We start from the raw sequence: 14493 nt of genomic DNA, 5'->3' as shown, positions 1-14493 counted from the left end.
TTCATAGGTGAGGATGCCGACCGAGTACACGTCGCTGCGCGGGTCGGCGTCCCCGGTGCTGACCTGTTCGGGGGACAGGTAGGCCGCGGTGCCCAGGATCACGCTGGTGGAGGTGATCTTCGCCTCGGCGACGGCGCGCACCAGACCGAAGTCGGCGATTTTGACCTCGCCGTCGTCGGAGATCAGCACGTTCTCGGGCTTGATGTCGCGGTGTACGAGCCCGGCCCGGTGGGCCACGGCCAGCCCGCCGAGCACCGGGGCCAGCACCGCGGCGACGGCGTGCGGTGGCATGGGGCCGCGTTCGGTCAGCAATTCCCGGAGGGTGCCGCCTTCGATCAGCTCCATCACGAGAAACGGCGGCTGATGTCCCCCGAACAGGTCAGCACCGGGGACGCCGACCCGCGCAGCGACGTGTACTCGGTCGGCATCCTCACCTATGAACTTCTCACCGGCGCCACGCCGTTCACCGGAGATTCCGCGCTGACGGTGGCCTATCAGCGCATGGACCACGACGTGCCGCCGCCCAGCGCCGTGATCGCCGGGGTACCAATGCAATTCGACCAGTTTGTGCGCCGGGCCACCGCCCGCGAAGCGGGGCAGCGCTTCGCCGACGCCGACGAGATGCGCGCCGCACTGGTCCAGATCGTCGACGATCTGGACCTGCCGGCGTTCCGGGTGCCGGCCCCACAGCAATCGGCCCAGCATCTGGCCGCCACCCGGGTGCACGAACTCGAAGACTCCGACCACCCTCGCCTCGAGGCGCCGACCACGGTGACCGCTGCGCCCCCGATGACACCACCGCCCCGGCCCGCCCCACGCCAGCCCACCCGGGAGATCACCCGCGACCGGCACGATTGGGCACCGATCCCGGCCGATCCCGACGATGGCAGCTATGGCGACGGCAGAGACGACGAATATGCCTATGGCGCAAGGCAATTCGCGGGTATCGAGATGAGCGAGTTCTACTGGGCCCGCCAGCGCGGCAAACGGATGCTGGCGTTCTGGGTGATCGCGGTGCTCACGCTCACCGGGCTGGTCGCCGCCGCGGCCTGGACCGTGGGCAGCAACATCGCGACGCTCGTCTAACCCTGCTGGGCAGGGCAGGCTTCGATCGGTACCCGTACCGAGATGTCACCGGACTGGTCGAACGTGAACGTGACGTCGACCGACGTCGCAGGCCGGACGCCCTCACGCAGACCTTCGACCGCGGCAGTGATCTCCTTCGACGATTTGGGCGCGATCTCCACCCCGCCGTCAGAGCCCATGCGCACCGCATCGGCGGCTTCAGTGGCGATCGAGAGCAACCGCTCAGATCCGGTCGGCCTGCTATTGGTGGCCGTGAACCGAAGCTCTGCGTTGTCGCCGACCTGGATGGCGCAATCGTCTGGAGCATGCTCCGGCACGATGTAGGCGTTGTCGACCGACGTGGGCACCGTTTCGGTGTCCTCGCCGCGGTTGTTCGGTTTGAAGTCGTCGCTGCGCTCGGCACAGCCCGCTGTCAGCACCGCCAGGGTGACCCCCAGCGACGCCGATACCTTCGCGATACCCATGACGGCCGGGTACCCGCGATCATTCCGGACTAGTCGCGCAGCATCTCGGCGACGAGGAACGCCAACTCCAGACTCTGCTGGGTGTTGAGCCGGGGGTCGCATGCGGTTTCGTACCGGCCGGCCAGGTCCGAATCCGAGATGTCCTGCGCCCCACCGAGGCATTCGGTGACGTTCTCACCGGTGATCTCGACGTGGATGCCGCCCGGATGCGTGCCCAACGCGTGGTGCACCTCGAAGAAGCCCTGCACCTCGTCGACGATGCGGTCGAAGTGCCGGGTCTTGTAACCGGTCGACGACTCGTGGGTGTTGCCGTGCATCGGGTCGCACTGCCAGATCACCTGATGACCGGTGGCCTGTACCTTCTCGATGATCGGCGGCAACAGGTCGCGCACCTTGTTGTTGCCCATCCGGGTCACCAGGGTCAACCGGCCCGGCTCGTTGTTCGGGTCGAGCCGCTCGACGTATTCGACGGCCAATTCCGGAGTCGTCGTCGGCCCCAGCTTGATCCCGATCGGGTTGGCGATCACCTCGGCCAGCGCCACGTGGGCGCCGTCGAGCTGCCGCGTGCGCTCACCGATCCACAGGTAGTGCGCCGACTGGTCGTACAGCTTGCGCTCCCCGTCCGGGTTCTCGGCCGGGTCGGACAGCCGCAGCATGGCGCGCTCGTAGTCGATCACCAGCGCCTCGTGGCTGGCGAAGATCTCGGCGGTCTCCAGATTGCGGTCGGCCACGCCGCAGGCGGACATGAACTTCAGGCCCCGGTCGATCTCCCCGGCCAACGCCTCGTAGCGGGCCCCGGCCGGCGAAGTCCGGACGAACTCGCGGTTCCAGTTGTGCACCAGGTCCAGCGATGCCAGCCCCGACGACGTCAGCGCGCGCACCAGGTTCATCGCGGCGCTGGCATTGGCGTAGGCCCGCACCAGTCGTGACGGGTCGTGTTGACGCACCGCGGCGTCCGGCGCGAAACCGTTGATCATGTCACCGCGGTAGGACTTCAGCCCCAGTGCGTCGACGTCCGCCGACCGCGGCTTGGCGTACTGACCGGCGATACGGGCCACCTTGACCACCGGCATGCTGGCGCCGTAGGTCAGCACGACCGCCATCTGCAGCAGCGTGCGGATGTTGGCGCGGATGTGCGGCTCGGTGTTGTCGACGAAGGTCTCGGCGCAGTCACCGCCCTGCAGCAGGAACGCCTTGCCCTGCGCCACGTCGGAGAGCAGGCCCTTGAGCTTCTCGATCTCCGAGGGCACCGTGACCGGGGGCACGCTCTCCAACACGGTGCGCATCGCCTTGGCCGCCTCGGCATCCCAGCTGGGCTGCTGAACAGCCGGCTTGGACAGCGCCGCATCGAGCCGGAGACGTTGCTCGTCGGTCAGCGGGGGCAGCGGCGGCAGCTGGTCGATGGGGATGTCGACGGTCCAGTTCACCCGTACATGGTAACCGCCGGTGAACGCCTGTTTTCAGGGCTGTGCTATACCGGGCCGGCGAGCCTGGGACAGCTGGGCGCCCGTCATCAGCTGGAACCGGTGCAAATTGTGCCGCGCGTCGACCAGCGCATCGTGCGCATCGGTGGGCCGCGCCGGCATCCGCGGTGAGCCGCGCTCTTCCCAGAACTGACGCAACTCACGGGTGAACCGCGGCATCGCCGGGGGCAGATCGGTCATGGGCCCCCACAGCTGGCACAACACCACGTGGTCGTAGGCGCCCACCCAGGCCCACAGCTCGATCGGCTCGTCACCGTCGATGTCGAAGAAATCCTCCAGCTCGGACCGGATCTGCCGACGCGACCGCCACAGTTGCGACGACGGGGACGGCAGTTTGGGCAGCACGTGCTTGCGCACCCAACGGCCCGCCCGGTCCGGGTTGAACTCGGTCGAGATCGCGTAGTACTCGCGGCCGTCCTCTGCGGCCACCCCGATCGAGATCAGCTCGATGGTGCGGCCGTCGTCGATGAACTCGGTGTCGTAGAAATACCGCATCAGAACTCCCGTCCGGTCGTGGCAGCCGGTGCGGGCGCGGCGTGAATCTCGCGATCGAGCTGAGCGTCGACGGTGGCATCGTCGGGAAACTTCGGCATCCCGGTGATCGCGTCCTGCAACCACAATTTGGCCTGTACGACGGGCCGGCGCTGCCAGCGCTCGCGTTCCAGCGCGCGGTGCATCTTGCGGGGACGGCTGGTGTAGCGCCAGCGCGCCCACGGGGCGTGCGGCCGCGACAGCCGGACGGCGCCGACGAACAACAACGGGGTGATGAACATACCCACCAATCCAGTCCACACCTTGCCTTTGAGCAGGACGACCACCGCCAGCAGCAGTGTCAGCACCGCGACCACGACCACCAGCGCGCGCATGGCCGGCGACTGATCCGCACGCCAGATACCGATATCAAAGAATGACAGCGGGTTGAACCCGAGGATCAACAGCCCCGTCACCGCGACCGCCGCGAACACCGCGTCCACCGAGGTGCGGCCGTCTTCGGCCCAGTACACGTCCGACAGATGCAGGATCAGGGCGAACTCGTCGAGCACCAGGGCCGCGCCGATGCCGAAGAACACCGCCGCGACGGTGAACTCGGTGATTCCCCCGTTGACCGCCAGCGTCACCATCGTCACGCCCGAGACCATCACCAGCACCACACCGATCACCATGTGATGGATGTGCAACGAGCCGTGTCCCATGTTGCGGGGTTGCCACCACCTGGGCGGACGTTCATTGTCGGCGTTGCGGCGGATGTAGCGCACCACGATGCGGGTGACGAAGAACGTCAGGATGAACGCCACCAGGCAACACAGCAGCGGCAGGCGATCGTGGGTGAGGAAATCGAGGTGACCGGTCGCATGCACGCACAGAGAACTTACGCCGCCGCGCGCGCGTCGCGAGCGGGGATGCGCTCACTCGCAGTGGCCCCCGATAGTCTGTTGAGGACATGAGTAAGCGGCAGTCGCCCGGCTGGGTTGGTTTGGCACGTTGGGCACCGACGATCGGGTGGCGGCTTTTTCAGTTGCTCACAGTGGCCGGCCTGGTCTGGGCCGGCTGGCGGCTCCTGGGGCACGTCCCGTATCGCATCGACATCGACGTCTACCGGATGGGCGGTCGGGCGTGGCTGAACGACCAGCCGCTGTACGCCGACGGCGCCATCTTCCACACCCAGGGCGGGCTCGACCTGCCGTTCACCTATCCCCCGCTGGCCGCGATCCTCTTCGCACCGTTCGCCTGGCTGTCGCTGCCGGCGGCCAGCGTGGCGATCACCGCGACCACCCTGCTGCTGCTGATCGTCTCGATCGTGATCGTGCTGACCCGTCTCGATGTCTGGCCGGACACCACGCTCACCGCCGAGCCGGCGTGGCTGCGCCGGTGCTGGCTGGCCGCCGCCCTGGTGGCGCCCGCGGTCATCTGGCTCGAACCGATCCGGTCGAACTTCGAGTTCGGCCAGATCAACGTGGTGCTGATGACGCTGGTGATCGCCGATTGCGTGCCGCGACGCACACCGTGGCCCCGCGGGCTGCTGCTGGGTCTGGCGATCGCACTCAAGCTCACCCCGGCGGTGTTCCTGCTGTACTTCCTGCTGCGCCGAGATCTGCACACCCTGGTGCGCACGGCCGCGGCCACGGTGGTGGCCACCTTGGCCGGATTCGCTTTGGCCTGGACGGATTCGATCGAGTACTGGACCGAGACGGTACGTAACACCGACCGGATCGGTACCGCCACGCTCAACACGAACCAGAACATCGCGGGCACCCTGGCCCGCCTCGGTCTGGCCGAGGGACCACGGTTCGCGTTGTGGGTCGTCGCCTGTTTCGCAGTGCTGGCGCTGACGGTCTGGGCGGTGCGGCGCGCCCTGCGTTCGGGTGCCGACGAGGCACCCGTGGTCGCGTTGATCTGCGTGGCGCTGTTCGGGCTGGTGGTCTCACCGGTGTCGTGGTCGCATCACTGGGTGTGGTCGCTGCCCACCCTGCTGGTCACCGGGGTCCTCGCGTACCGGATGCGCCACGTTCTGCCCGCCTCGATCGGTCTGGCCGTGGTGACGCTGGTCGGTTTCGCCCTGATGGTGTGGACGCCGATCTCGCTGCTTACCCCGCACGAGGAGACGTCGGCATCGGCGCTGCGCCAACTGGCCGGCGACTCCTACCTGTGGTGGGCACTGGCGGTCATCGCGGTCATCGGCGTGGTGTCCGCGTCCGACGCGCGCCAGGCTGCCACCGTGGCAGCGGCGCCGCTGGTTCAGCTCAGCGGCGGCGAAACGGCCTAACCCGCGGCCGCGTGCGGCAGCCGTGCGGCGGGCTTGTTCGCCTCGACCTGCTGGGCGTTTTCCTTGACCGCGGCCGCGTAGAGGTCGACGTATTCCTGGCCGGACAGATCCATCAGCTCGTACATGACCTCGTCGATGACGGCGCGCTCGATGAAACGGTTGCCGGCCAATCCGTCGAACCGGCTGAAGTCCATCGGCTCACCGAACCGGACCTCCACCCGGCCGAACCGCAGCCCCTTGGACCCGGGCGGGTTCACCACGTCGGTGCCGACCATGGCGACCGGAATCACCGGCACCCCGGTCTGCAGCGCCAGCCTGGCCAACCCGGTCTTGCCCTTGTAGAGACGGCCGTCCGGCGAGCGGGTGCCCTCGGGGTACATGCCGAGCAGCTTGCCCTCGCCGAGGATGCGGGTGGCGGTGGTCAGGGCGGCCTGTGCCGAATCGGCGTCGGTGCGGTCGATCGGCACCTGGCCGACGACGGTGTAGAACCAGGCCAAGAATCGGCCCTTGATCCCGGTGCCGGTGAAGTACTCCTGCTTGGCCAGGAACGTGATGCGGCGGCTGACCACCAGCGGCAGATAGAAGCTGTCCATCACCGCCAGGTGATTACTGGCGAGAATCGCCGGCCCATCGGTCGGAACATGTTCCAGCCCAGTGATTTTGGGCCGGCCGAGCACGGCCAGCAAGGGGCCCAGCAGGATGTACTTGAACAGCCAATACCACATGGACCCTCCACCTTTGGCGCACCGCGCAATGCTCTGCGACAACTGTACCCAGGCCATGTTGTGGCTACCACAGCAAGCCCTGGATGCCCGCTGTGCCCGTCGGGCCTCTCAGTCTTCTACCGTGACAGGGATGTGCTGGTAGCGGCCGGGAGCCGGTGGGGGCGGAAAATCGTCGGGCGGCGGCGCATCGGGCCCCCCGTCGGGTCCCGGGCTACCTCCACCCGAGCCGCTATCCCCGTCGCGACCATCGGTCCGTCCGTCGTCGAGCAGGGCGCGGATCACCGCCAGCAGCGCCACGCTGTGCTCGGCGATCACGCTCAACAGCGGATGCTGCTCACCGTTGACCACCGCGGCCAAGGCGCACACCGGGCACCACACCTGCTGGCACTTGCCGGGGCCGTTCTCCGGCGACGCGGTGAAATTCGCCGCGGCCAGTCGCACCGCCGGATCCAGCCGGTCGAGGATCTCCTGCGCCAATTGCCGCAGCTCCGAACCCAGCTCGGGATGAGACCCCGTCATGCCGGCCACACCTCCGGGTTCGGGCGAAAACGTACCGTCAGCTCGCCACCGCGTAGCTGCGCATCCGTCACGATGCACCGACGCAGCACCGACGCCAACCGCACCCGACGTCGCATACCTGCGGCGCCGATGATCAAGTCGTCGTCGACACGGCCCAACGTGAGTCCGGCCGAATCGATCTGGGGCAACTCTAGCCGCAATCGGTACACGGCTTCGAGACCAGACCCCGACTCGCGGTCCACGACGGGCCGCAGCGGCCCCGGCGGCGGCGACCCGTCGCGCCGCCGGGCCCCCTCGATCAGCTCCCCCAACGCCTTGGGGCCGATCGGTTCGCCCGGCACGTGCGGCACCAGCACCAGCTGCACGTCGCCGATCGTGGCGTCGAGGGTGTCGAGCACGCTCTGCTGTTCAGAGATCCGCTCGGTGTACCAGTCGAATGCGGGATGCGCCGGAAGGTTCTCATACTCGAACGAATCATCCTGTACCAGAACCTGGTTGACGATGATCTCGGCGACCTCGACACCCATCAGCGCCAACGATCCGAGTGTCCGCGACGCTTCGGCGGCCACGACCCGTTCGGGAGTGAGCACCAGATGGGCGCTCACCCGAGAGCCGTCGGTGAGCAACGTACCGAGTCGGCGGATCCCGGCATCCACCCGTTCGATCAGGGCGACGATCGCCGCGCTCACCGCATCGGTGCCTTTGATGCTCCCCGCGTGCGCAGAAGCACCCGACAGCCGCCGATGCCGCGGCCAGGCGCGCTCCAGATACAGGCCGAAGGTCTCGGGCAACGTCAACATCCGCAACGCATCGGCCGTCGAGGCGCAGTCCACCACCACGTGATCCCAGCGACCGGAATCGGCGAGTTCACCCACCTCGTGCAGCCCGAGTACTTCCTGGATTCCTGGCAGGGCCGAAAGTTCTTCGGGGGCAACATCTCCCAGATCCGACTCGGGGAATCGCGCGGCCAGCGGACCCGCCGCCTGAACCCAGCGCGCCCCCAAGAGGTCGAGCGTGTCGAGCGCCAGGGCATCGAGAGAGCCCCCACCGGGGTCCAGGTCGCTGAGCACGCGGGTGGGGTTTCGTTGCCCCGTGGGTGCGAGCGCGATCCCCAGCACATCGCCGGTGGAATGCGCCTGGTCGGTGGACACGATCAGGACCCGCTGCCCCGAGGTGGCATCACGAACCGCGGTGGCCGTCGCCAGCGTCGATTTACCCACCCCGCCTTTGCCGACAAACAGGCTGATCCTCGCGGGGGAAGGCGCGTTCCCGTCCGGCGAAGTCACTCAGCCTCTGCTCGTTTCTTGAGGTCTTTGAGCGCGGTGTCGGTGAGCCGTCGCTCAGCCTTGCGTTTGAGCAAACCGATCATCGGGATCATCAGGTCGACCGACAGTTCGTAGGTCACCTCGGTGCCGGACCCCTTGGGGGCCAAGCGATATGCGCCTTCCAGTGAGCGCAACAACGAACTGGACACCAGCGACCAGGTCACCGACGTGCGATCAGCCGGCCACACATAGGCCAGCACCATGGTGTCCTTGAGTACCGCGGCATCGAGTACCAGCCTGGCGGTCTTGGGATAGCCCTGCCCGTCGGCCTCGAGGACCTCGGCTTCCTTGTACTCGTTGACCCACTGCGGATACGAGCCGATATCGGCGATGACATCCATCACCGTGGCCGGGTCAGCATCGATGTAGATGGTCTGTGTCGTCTTGTCGGCCACCGCATAGCCCTTCTCCCCGGTCGCGGGGCTCCCCTTCTCCCCCCGCCCCGCGGGGGTGCCTGGCTCTTGGGAGAGAAATCTACCCTCCCGCAGACAAACGCCGGAGGGACCGGGTCAGACCCGGTCAAATCCGCCGGGCCTCAGGACAGTCGGGACACCCCGACCGGACGAGTCGCCTCCAGGCGCTGTTTGATCTCGAAGGACATCGCCTTGCCCGCGACGCGGCGCCGGTGGTTCAACTTGGCCAGGTCCATGTCGGCCAGCTGCTTGGCCGTGACGCCGGACGGTTCGGCGTGCAGGAAGTAGTGCAGCACCACCCCGTCCATCACCTCCTCCAGCCAGACCTCCATCGTGCCGGTCAACGCACCGGTCACAGTCCAGCGCTGGCCCTTCTCCGCCCGGTCCTCGACGACCTTGAGCACCAGGTCGGGCCACCACCGCCGCCAGGCGGCAGGATCGGCAACCGCGGCGCCCACGGCGACCGGATCGGCGCAGACGAACGTCTCGTCGGCGATCTGAATGCTGTTCATCGCGGACAAGCTTCACATATGCGTGGTCGTCCGACCACCGCGGCCGACTAGGCTGACGCGCAAAGCCGGTATACAAGCCTGGAGGGCAACATCGTGCGTGAGTTCAGCGTGCCCGCGTCATTCACCGTCGGCGAGCACGACAACATCGTCAACTCGGTATCCGCCCACGCGGCGGAAAGCCCCGACCACGTGATCTTCCGACGCCTGGTCAACGGTTCGTGGACCGATGTGACCTGCGCCGAAGCCGCCGAGACGATCCGGTCGGTGGCCCGTGGCCTGATCGCCGAGGGCATCCAGCCCGGTGACCGGGTGGCGATCCTGTCGGCCACTCGCTACGAGTGGCCGATCATCGACTTCGCGATCCTGTCGGTCGGTGCGGTGACCGTGCCGATCTACGAGACCTCCTCGGCCGAACAGGTGCGCTTCGTGCTGGAGAACTCCGCCGCGAAGATGGTTTTCGCCGAGTCCGATGCGCATGCGACCACCGTCGAACAGCTCCGTGGCCAGCTGCCCGAGCTGGGCAAGGTACTGCGGATCGACGGCACCGGCACCCCCGCCCTGGAGGCGATGGCCGAGGCCGGGGCATCGGTCGAGGCCGCCGAGGTCGACTCCCGCCTGGCCGCAATCCGTTCGGCCGACCCGGCCACCTTGATCTACACCTCCGGGACCACCGGCCAGCCCAAGGGTTGCCAGCTGACCCACTCGAACCTGCTGTACGAGATCCGGGGGGCCAAGGCCTGCTTCCCGACCCAGTTGGCCAAGGGTGAACGGATGCTCGTGTTCCTGCCGCTGGCCCACGTGCTGGCCAGGGCCATCACCATCGCCGCCTTCACCAACAAGGTCACGCTGGGATTCACCAGCGACATCAAGAACCTGGTGCCCACCTTCGCGGTGTTCAAGCCGACCCTCGTGGTCTCGGTGCCCCGGGTGTTCGAGAAGGTCTACAACACCGCCGAGCAGAACGCCCGCAACGACGGCAAGGGCAAGATCTTCGCCATCGCCGCCGACACGGCGATCGAATGGAGTAAGGCGCAGGACACCGGAGGGCCGGGCCTGGTGCTCAAGCTCAAACACGCGGTGTTCGACAAGCTGGTGTACGGCAAGCTGCGGGCCGCGCTCGGCGGCGAATGCCGGGCCGCGATCTCGGGCGGTGCACCGCTGGGCGTGCGGCTGGGCCACTTCTATCGCGGTGTGGGCCTGAGCATCTACGAGGGCTACGGGTTGACCGAGACCAGCGCGGCGATCACGGTGAACCGGGTCGGCGAGCTCAAGGTCGGCTCGGTCGGCAAGCTGATGCCGGGCAACAGCATGCGCATCGCCGACGACGGTGAGCTGCTGGTCAAGGGCGGCGTGGTGTTCAACGGCTACTGGAACAACGAGGCGGAGACCGACGCGGTGTTCTCCGAGGGTTGGTTCCACACCGGTGATCTCGGCGCGATCGACGACGACGGCTTCCTGACCATCGTGGGGCGCAAGAAGGAGATCATCGTCACCGCCGGCGGCAAGAACGTCGCACCGGCACTACTCGAAGACCGGCTGCGAGCACATCCGTTGATCAGCCAGGCGATGGCCGTCGGCGATCAGCAGCCGTTCATCGCCGCACTCATCACCATCGACCCGGAAGCGTTTCCGGGGTGGAAACAGCGCAACGGCAAAGACACCGGCGCGTCGGTCGGTGATCTGGCCGAGGACCCGGACCTGCTGGCCGAGATCGACCTCGCCGTCAAGGACGCCAATCAGGCGGTGTCGCATGCCGAGTCGATCCGCAAGTTCCGGATTCTGCCGGTCGACTTCACCGAGGACACCGGCGAGTTGACGCCGACGTTGAAGGTCAAGCGCAAGGTGGTGGCGGAGAAGTTCGCCGCCGACATCGCCGCGCTGTACGGCTGAGCAGCCGGATTCAGCACCGCCGTTCAGCCCGACAGCAACCCGGTCAGCCGGGCGCCCTGAGACCGCCACTGCCAGTTGTCCACCGCCCAGTGCCGCCCGGCCGCGCCCATCGCGGCGGCCCTGGCTGGATCGGCCAACAGATCGGAAACGGCGGACGCGACGGCTCCAACATCGTTGCCGTCGACCACGGTGCCGGTGTGGCCGTCGAGCACGGTTTCCGGTGCCCCGCCGGAGGTTCCGGCGATCACCGGCACCCCGCAGGCCGAGGCCTCCAGATAGACGATGCCCAGGCCCTCGACGTCCAGACCCGCACCACGGGTGCGGCACGGCATGGCGAACACGTCGGCCATCGTGTGGTGGGCCGGCAGTTCGGCCCCGGGCACCGCGCCGGTGAAGATGACGTCGTCGGCCACGTCGTGCGTACGCGCCAGGTGTTGTAGGCGCTGCAGGTAGGGTCCGCCGCCGACGATCACCAGGGCCGCCTCGGGGACGCGACGACGGATGGCCGGCCAAGCCCGGATGAGCATGTCCTGACCTTTGCGCGGTACCAGCCGGGACAGGCACACCACCACCGGACGTTGCCCGAGGCCGTACCGAGCCCGCAGCTCGGCCCGGGCCACCGGATCGGGAACGAACCGGTCGGTGTCGACGCCGGGGGGCAGATGTTCGAGCGCGGCGCGGGGACCGAAGGCCGAGGCGAACCTGCCCCGGGTGTACCGGCTGATGAATGTCACCACATCGGCGTCGTCACCGATGCGGCGCAACGCGCCACGTGCCACCGGCAGCATCGACCAGCCCACCTCGTGGCCGTGGGTACTGGCCACCACACGGCCGGCGCCGGCGCGGCGGGCCAGCGGGCCCAGCAGGGCCAGCGGAGCGGCCGCGCCGAACCACACTGTCTCGATGTCATTCTCGGCGATCAGTTTCTGCATGCGGGCCGCCACGGTGGGCTCTGGCACCATCAGTGAAGTCGGATGTCGCACCACCCGGTACCCGGCCGCGGCGGCTCGGTCGTCATAGTCGCCGGCGCCCTTCCATTTCGGCGCGTACACCGTGAGCTCATGCGAGCCGTCGCGCATCAGCTCCCCGACGAAAGCCTCCAGATATGACTGGATGCCGCCACGGCGCGGTGGAAAGTCGTTGGTGACCAACAAAACCCGCGTCATGGCGACAGGCTATCCGGTCATCCGTCGGCGCCAATCGGCAACCACGGTGTCCAAGCCGGCGCCCAGGGTCTCGCGCACGGCGGTGGCGACGTCGGGATGCCCGGGGCCGCAGGCGCGCTGGTAGAGCTCACGCAGCTGGTCGACACCGTAGGTCTCGGCAACGTACCGGGCGAACCACCACGCCCGGTCATAGGCCAGGCTCCGTGTCTCGCCGGGAGTGTCGAGATCGGCGTCGGTGGGAAGCTGCGCCAGGGCCGCGGCGTGCGCCGGTGGCGCCGTGGACGGTCGCCCGACGTAATCGGCCACGCCCTCGGTGAGCCAGCGCGGCGCGTCGGCCGCGGTCTGCGACCGCGCGGCGTAGTGGAACAGCTCGTGGCGCAGCACAATTCGAAGCGCAGCCGGGCTCATGTCCGCGGCGCCGGGGGCGAACATGACCCGCTGCGCGGTGGTGGTCGCGGCGATATCCGCCACGCCCCCGGCCAGGACGCGGAACTGCTGATCGGAACCGGCCACCGCGATCTCGATGTCACGCCGCCAGCCTGAACCCCAGAACGCCGTCACCGCCGCGGCGGCCTCGGGCATTTCGGCGCCGAGTCGTTTCACCAGTGGCTGCGATCGCGGTCCGCCGAGCGCCAGAAACCGTACGGAACGCCCGTCGGGTAACACCATGGAGGTGACCGGGTCGGGCTGCGATACGGCAGAGGTGACGGTGGACGCCGGCGCTGCGGCGTCCGGGGGTGGCATCGTCGGCCGCGCCGCGGTGGGGCCGAAGACCAACGCCGTGGCCAGCGCGAGTTCGATCACCAACACCGCGGCCAAAAGAGGCCTGCGGCGACGCAGAAGCGGGCGGTCGTCGGACGACTCAGTACCGACGAACGTTGTAGATCGGCGCATTGTTGACCGGGGCGACCCGCACCGGGGTGCCGTAGGTCGACGCATGCACCATCATCCCGTCGCCGATGTAGATGCCCACATGCGAGGCGTCCGAGTAATAGGTCACGACGTCACCGGGCTGCATCGAATCCGTCGAGACCGGTTGACCACCGCGGGCCATGGCCTGACTCGAATGCGGCAGCGAGATCCCGGCGTGCTGGAACGCCCACATCACCAGGCCTGAACAGTCGAAAGAGCTGGGACCGGCGGCACCCCAGGAGTAGGGCGAACCGATGCGGCTCAGCGCCGCCTGGATGACGGTGCCCGAATGTCCGCTGCCCCCATCGGGAAGCGCACCCTCCGGCGGGGCGACGTCACCGGGCGGAATACCGTTCGGCGGGTCAGCCAATACCGCGGGATCCTGCGCCGGTGGCAACGGCTCGGGGGCGGGAACCGGCGGGGTGGGCGGAAGAGTGTTCAGCGCTTCCCGCTGGGCCGGCGTCAACGCCTGGTACTGCGACTTGACGATCTCGATCTGCACCTGCAGCTGACTTTGCTTGGATTGCAGGTCGGCGCGCACTGCGGCGGCCTGCTCGGCGGCGGTCTTGGCCTCGGCGGCCGACTTCGCGGACTCCTTCTCGGCCGCTACGGCCTTCGCACCGGCGGAGCGGAAGTTCTTCATCTGCGTGGACATTTCGGTCGCCATCACCCGCTGCACGGCGAGCTGATCGATCAGCTGCTGTGGCGAACCGGCCGTCAGGATGGCATCCACACCCGAAGTGCGGCCACCCATGTATTGGGCTGCAGCAACCTTGTTGACCGAACCTTGGAAGGTTGCCAGCTGAGATTCGGCAGCGCCGACCGCCGCGGCGTCATCGGCATGCTTCTTTTCCGCAGCTTCTTGTGCGGCAAGCTTATTGTTCAGATCCAGCTGCGCCGAGTGCATGGCCTCGGTGGTCTGCTCGGCCTGGCGCGACAGTTCATTGAGCTTTGCCAGCGCGTCATCCGCGGGATCCGCGTGCGAACTGGCGGCGAGAAATCCGGCGAACAGGGTCAAGCCCGCAATTGCACCTGCAAAAGGTCGCTTGACACGACTTGTGGGCCGATGCGCGCGGTCGTGCCTCAAGTGTTTGTCCTTACAACTGGCGATGGCGAGCCGCCTCGAACTGCTCGAAGGTCTCAGATAGGTTACGAAACGGCATCGGCCTTGTCCAACAGAAGCTGCCAATTTAACAGCCCGGTCTGGGAATTTTCCTGTGCGCCAGCGGATGC

At 67.7% G+C, this 14493-nt stretch carries 14 protein-coding genes and 2 pseudogenes; 3 read left to right on the top strand and 13 right to left on the bottom strand.

What is annotated here, in order from left to right; translation table 11 throughout:
- Positions 1 to 357: pseudogene (locus A5699_RS23080) on the bottom strand (protein kinase); the annotation flags it as partial.
- Between the two features lie 6 nt (positions 358 to 363).
- Here A5699_RS23080 and A5699_RS23075 point away from each other — a divergent pair.
- Positions 364 to 1086, top strand: a pseudogene (locus A5699_RS23075) (serine/threonine protein kinase); the annotation flags it as partial.
- Here A5699_RS23075 and A5699_RS23070 read toward each other — a convergent pair.
- The 4 genes from A5699_RS23070 to A5699_RS23055 are packed head-to-tail and all read right to left on the bottom strand — an operon-like array spanning position 1083 to position 4392.
- Complete coding sequence (locus tag A5699_RS23070) at positions 1083 to 1550, bottom strand: hypothetical protein (protein WP_067774386.1); 468 nt, start codon at positions 1548 to 1550, stop codon at positions 1083 to 1085. The pseudogene A5699_RS23075 and the gene A5699_RS23070 sit on opposite strands and share 4 nt — an antisense overlap.
- A 29-nt stretch (positions 1551 to 1579) precedes the next feature.
- Positions 1580 to 2977 (bottom strand): class II 3-deoxy-7-phosphoheptulonate synthase, encoded by a 1398-nt coding sequence (locus tag A5699_RS23065; protein ID WP_067774384.1) that lies wholly within the window; start codon positions 2975 to 2977, stop codon positions 1580 to 1582.
- A gap of 33 nt (positions 2978 to 3010) precedes the next feature.
- Positions 3011 to 3529: a polyadenylate-specific 3'-exoribonuclease AS gene (locus A5699_RS23060; RefSeq protein WP_067774381.1), complete on the bottom strand. Its 519-nt coding sequence runs from the start codon at positions 3527 to 3529 to the stop codon at positions 3011 to 3013.
- Positions 3529 to 4392, bottom strand: a complete 864-nt coding sequence (locus tag A5699_RS23055) for a hypothetical protein (RefSeq protein WP_067774373.1) — start codon at positions 4390 to 4392, stop codon at positions 3529 to 3531. Before A5699_RS23055 ends, A5699_RS23060 begins: the two co-directional genes overlap by 1 nt.
- Before the next feature lie 83 nt (positions 4393 to 4475).
- Between A5699_RS23055 and A5699_RS23050 the strand changes: the two genes are divergently transcribed.
- Complete coding sequence (locus tag A5699_RS23050) at positions 4476 to 5798, top strand: glycosyltransferase 87 family protein (RefSeq protein WP_067774370.1); 1323 nt, start codon at positions 4476 to 4478, stop codon at positions 5796 to 5798.
- Here the strand turns inward: A5699_RS23050 and A5699_RS23045 are convergent.
- The 5 genes from A5699_RS23045 to A5699_RS23025 form a co-directional block, all read right to left on the bottom strand.
- The gene (locus A5699_RS23045) at positions 5795 to 6523 is read right to left on the bottom strand and encodes a 1-acyl-sn-glycerol-3-phosphate acyltransferase (RefSeq protein WP_067774366.1); all 729 of its coding nucleotides are present in this window, start codon (positions 6521 to 6523) and stop codon (positions 5795 to 5797) included. The two genes, A5699_RS23050 and A5699_RS23045, sit on opposite strands and share 4 nt — an antisense overlap.
- Before the next feature lie 108 nt (positions 6524 to 6631).
- A complete protein-coding gene (locus A5699_RS23040) occupies positions 6632 to 7042 on the bottom strand; it encodes a hypothetical protein (RefSeq protein ID WP_067774446.1) in 411 nt (136 codons plus the stop codon).
- A complete protein-coding gene (locus A5699_RS23035; protein WP_157561412.1) occupies positions 7039 to 8328 on the bottom strand; it encodes an ArsA family ATPase in 1290 nt (429 codons plus the stop codon). Before A5699_RS23035 ends, A5699_RS23040 begins: the two co-directional genes overlap by 4 nt.
- On the bottom strand, positions 8325 to 8762 hold the full coding sequence (locus A5699_RS23030) for an SRPBCC family protein (RefSeq protein ID WP_067774355.1): 438 nt from the start codon (positions 8760 to 8762) through the stop codon (positions 8325 to 8327). The genes A5699_RS23035 and A5699_RS23030 overlap by 4 nt, the downstream gene beginning before the upstream one ends.
- A gap of 140 nt (positions 8763 to 8902) precedes the next feature.
- Complete coding sequence (locus A5699_RS23025) at positions 8903 to 9292, bottom strand: polyketide cyclase / dehydrase and lipid transport (RefSeq protein WP_067774352.1); 390 nt, start codon at positions 9290 to 9292, stop codon at positions 8903 to 8905.
- Between the two features lie 93 nt (positions 9293 to 9385).
- Here A5699_RS23025 and A5699_RS23020 point away from each other — a divergent pair, with 93 nt between their 5' ends.
- Complete coding sequence (locus A5699_RS23020) at positions 9386 to 11182, top strand: long-chain fatty acid--CoA ligase (RefSeq protein ID WP_067774349.1); 1797 nt, start codon at positions 9386 to 9388, stop codon at positions 11180 to 11182.
- 23 nt (positions 11183 to 11205) lie between these two features.
- Here the strand turns inward: A5699_RS23020 and pimB are convergent, their stop codons facing one another.
- Genes pimB through ripC form a run of 3 tightly spaced genes read right to left on the bottom strand, consistent with a single transcriptional unit; the run spans position 11206 to position 14347 of the window.
- A complete protein-coding gene (pimB, locus tag A5699_RS23015) occupies positions 11206 to 12348 on the bottom strand; it encodes a GDP-mannose-dependent alpha-(1-6)-phosphatidylinositol monomannoside mannosyltransferase (protein WP_067774344.1) in 1143 nt (380 codons plus the stop codon).
- A gap of 9 nt (positions 12349 to 12357) precedes the next feature.
- Positions 12358 to 13242: a peptidase gene (locus tag A5699_RS23010; protein ID WP_067774341.1), complete on the bottom strand. Its 885-nt coding sequence runs from the start codon at positions 13240 to 13242 to the stop codon at positions 12358 to 12360.
- Complete coding sequence (gene ripC / locus A5699_RS23005; RefSeq protein WP_067774339.1) at positions 13211 to 14347, bottom strand: peptidoglycan hydrolase RipC; 1137 nt, start codon at positions 14345 to 14347, stop codon at positions 13211 to 13213. The genes A5699_RS23010 and ripC overlap by 32 nt, the downstream gene beginning before the upstream one ends.
- Between the last annotated feature and the right edge of the window lie 146 nt (positions 14348 to 14493).

Source organism: Mycobacterium sp. E802, from assembly GCF_001666875.1.
GTDB lineage: Bacteria > Actinomycetota > Actinomycetes > Mycobacteriales > Mycobacteriaceae > Mycobacterium.
The sequence above is the reverse complement of the archived record's forward strand: the minus strand, read 5'-3'. Positions and strand labels throughout refer to the sequence as shown.

What these genes read in the sequence shown, in the direction of transcription:
- A5699_RS23070 (WP_067774386.1), bottom strand. Translation starts at nt 1,550, where the DNA reads ATGGGTATCGCGAAGGTATCGGCGTCGCTGGGGGTCACCCTGGCGGTG.
- A5699_RS23060 (WP_067774381.1), bottom strand. Translation starts at nt 3,529, where the DNA reads ATGCGGTATTTCTACGACACCGAGTTCATCGACGACGGCCGCACCATC.
- A5699_RS23050 (WP_067774370.1), top strand. Translation starts at nt 4,476, where the DNA reads ATGAGTAAGCGGCAGTCGCCCGGCTGGGTTGGTTTGGCACGTTGGGCA.
- A5699_RS23045 (WP_067774366.1), bottom strand. Translation starts at nt 6,523, where the DNA reads ATGTGGTATTGGCTGTTCAAGTACATCCTGCTGGGCCCCTTGCTGGCC.
- A5699_RS23040 (WP_067774446.1), bottom strand. Translation starts at nt 7,042, where the DNA reads ATGACGGGGTCTCATCCCGAGCTGGGTTCGGAGCTGCGGCAATTGGCG.
- A5699_RS23025 (WP_067774352.1), bottom strand. Translation starts at nt 9,292, where the DNA reads ATGAACAGCATTCAGATCGCCGACGAGACGTTCGTCTGCGCCGATCCG.
- pimB (WP_067774344.1), bottom strand. Translation starts at nt 12,348, where the DNA reads ATGACGCGGGTTTTGTTGGTCACCAACGACTTTCCACCGCGCCGTGGC.
- A5699_RS23010 (WP_067774341.1), bottom strand. Translation starts at nt 13,242, where the DNA reads ATGCGCCGATCTACAACGTTCGTCGGTACTGAGTCGTCCGACGACCGC.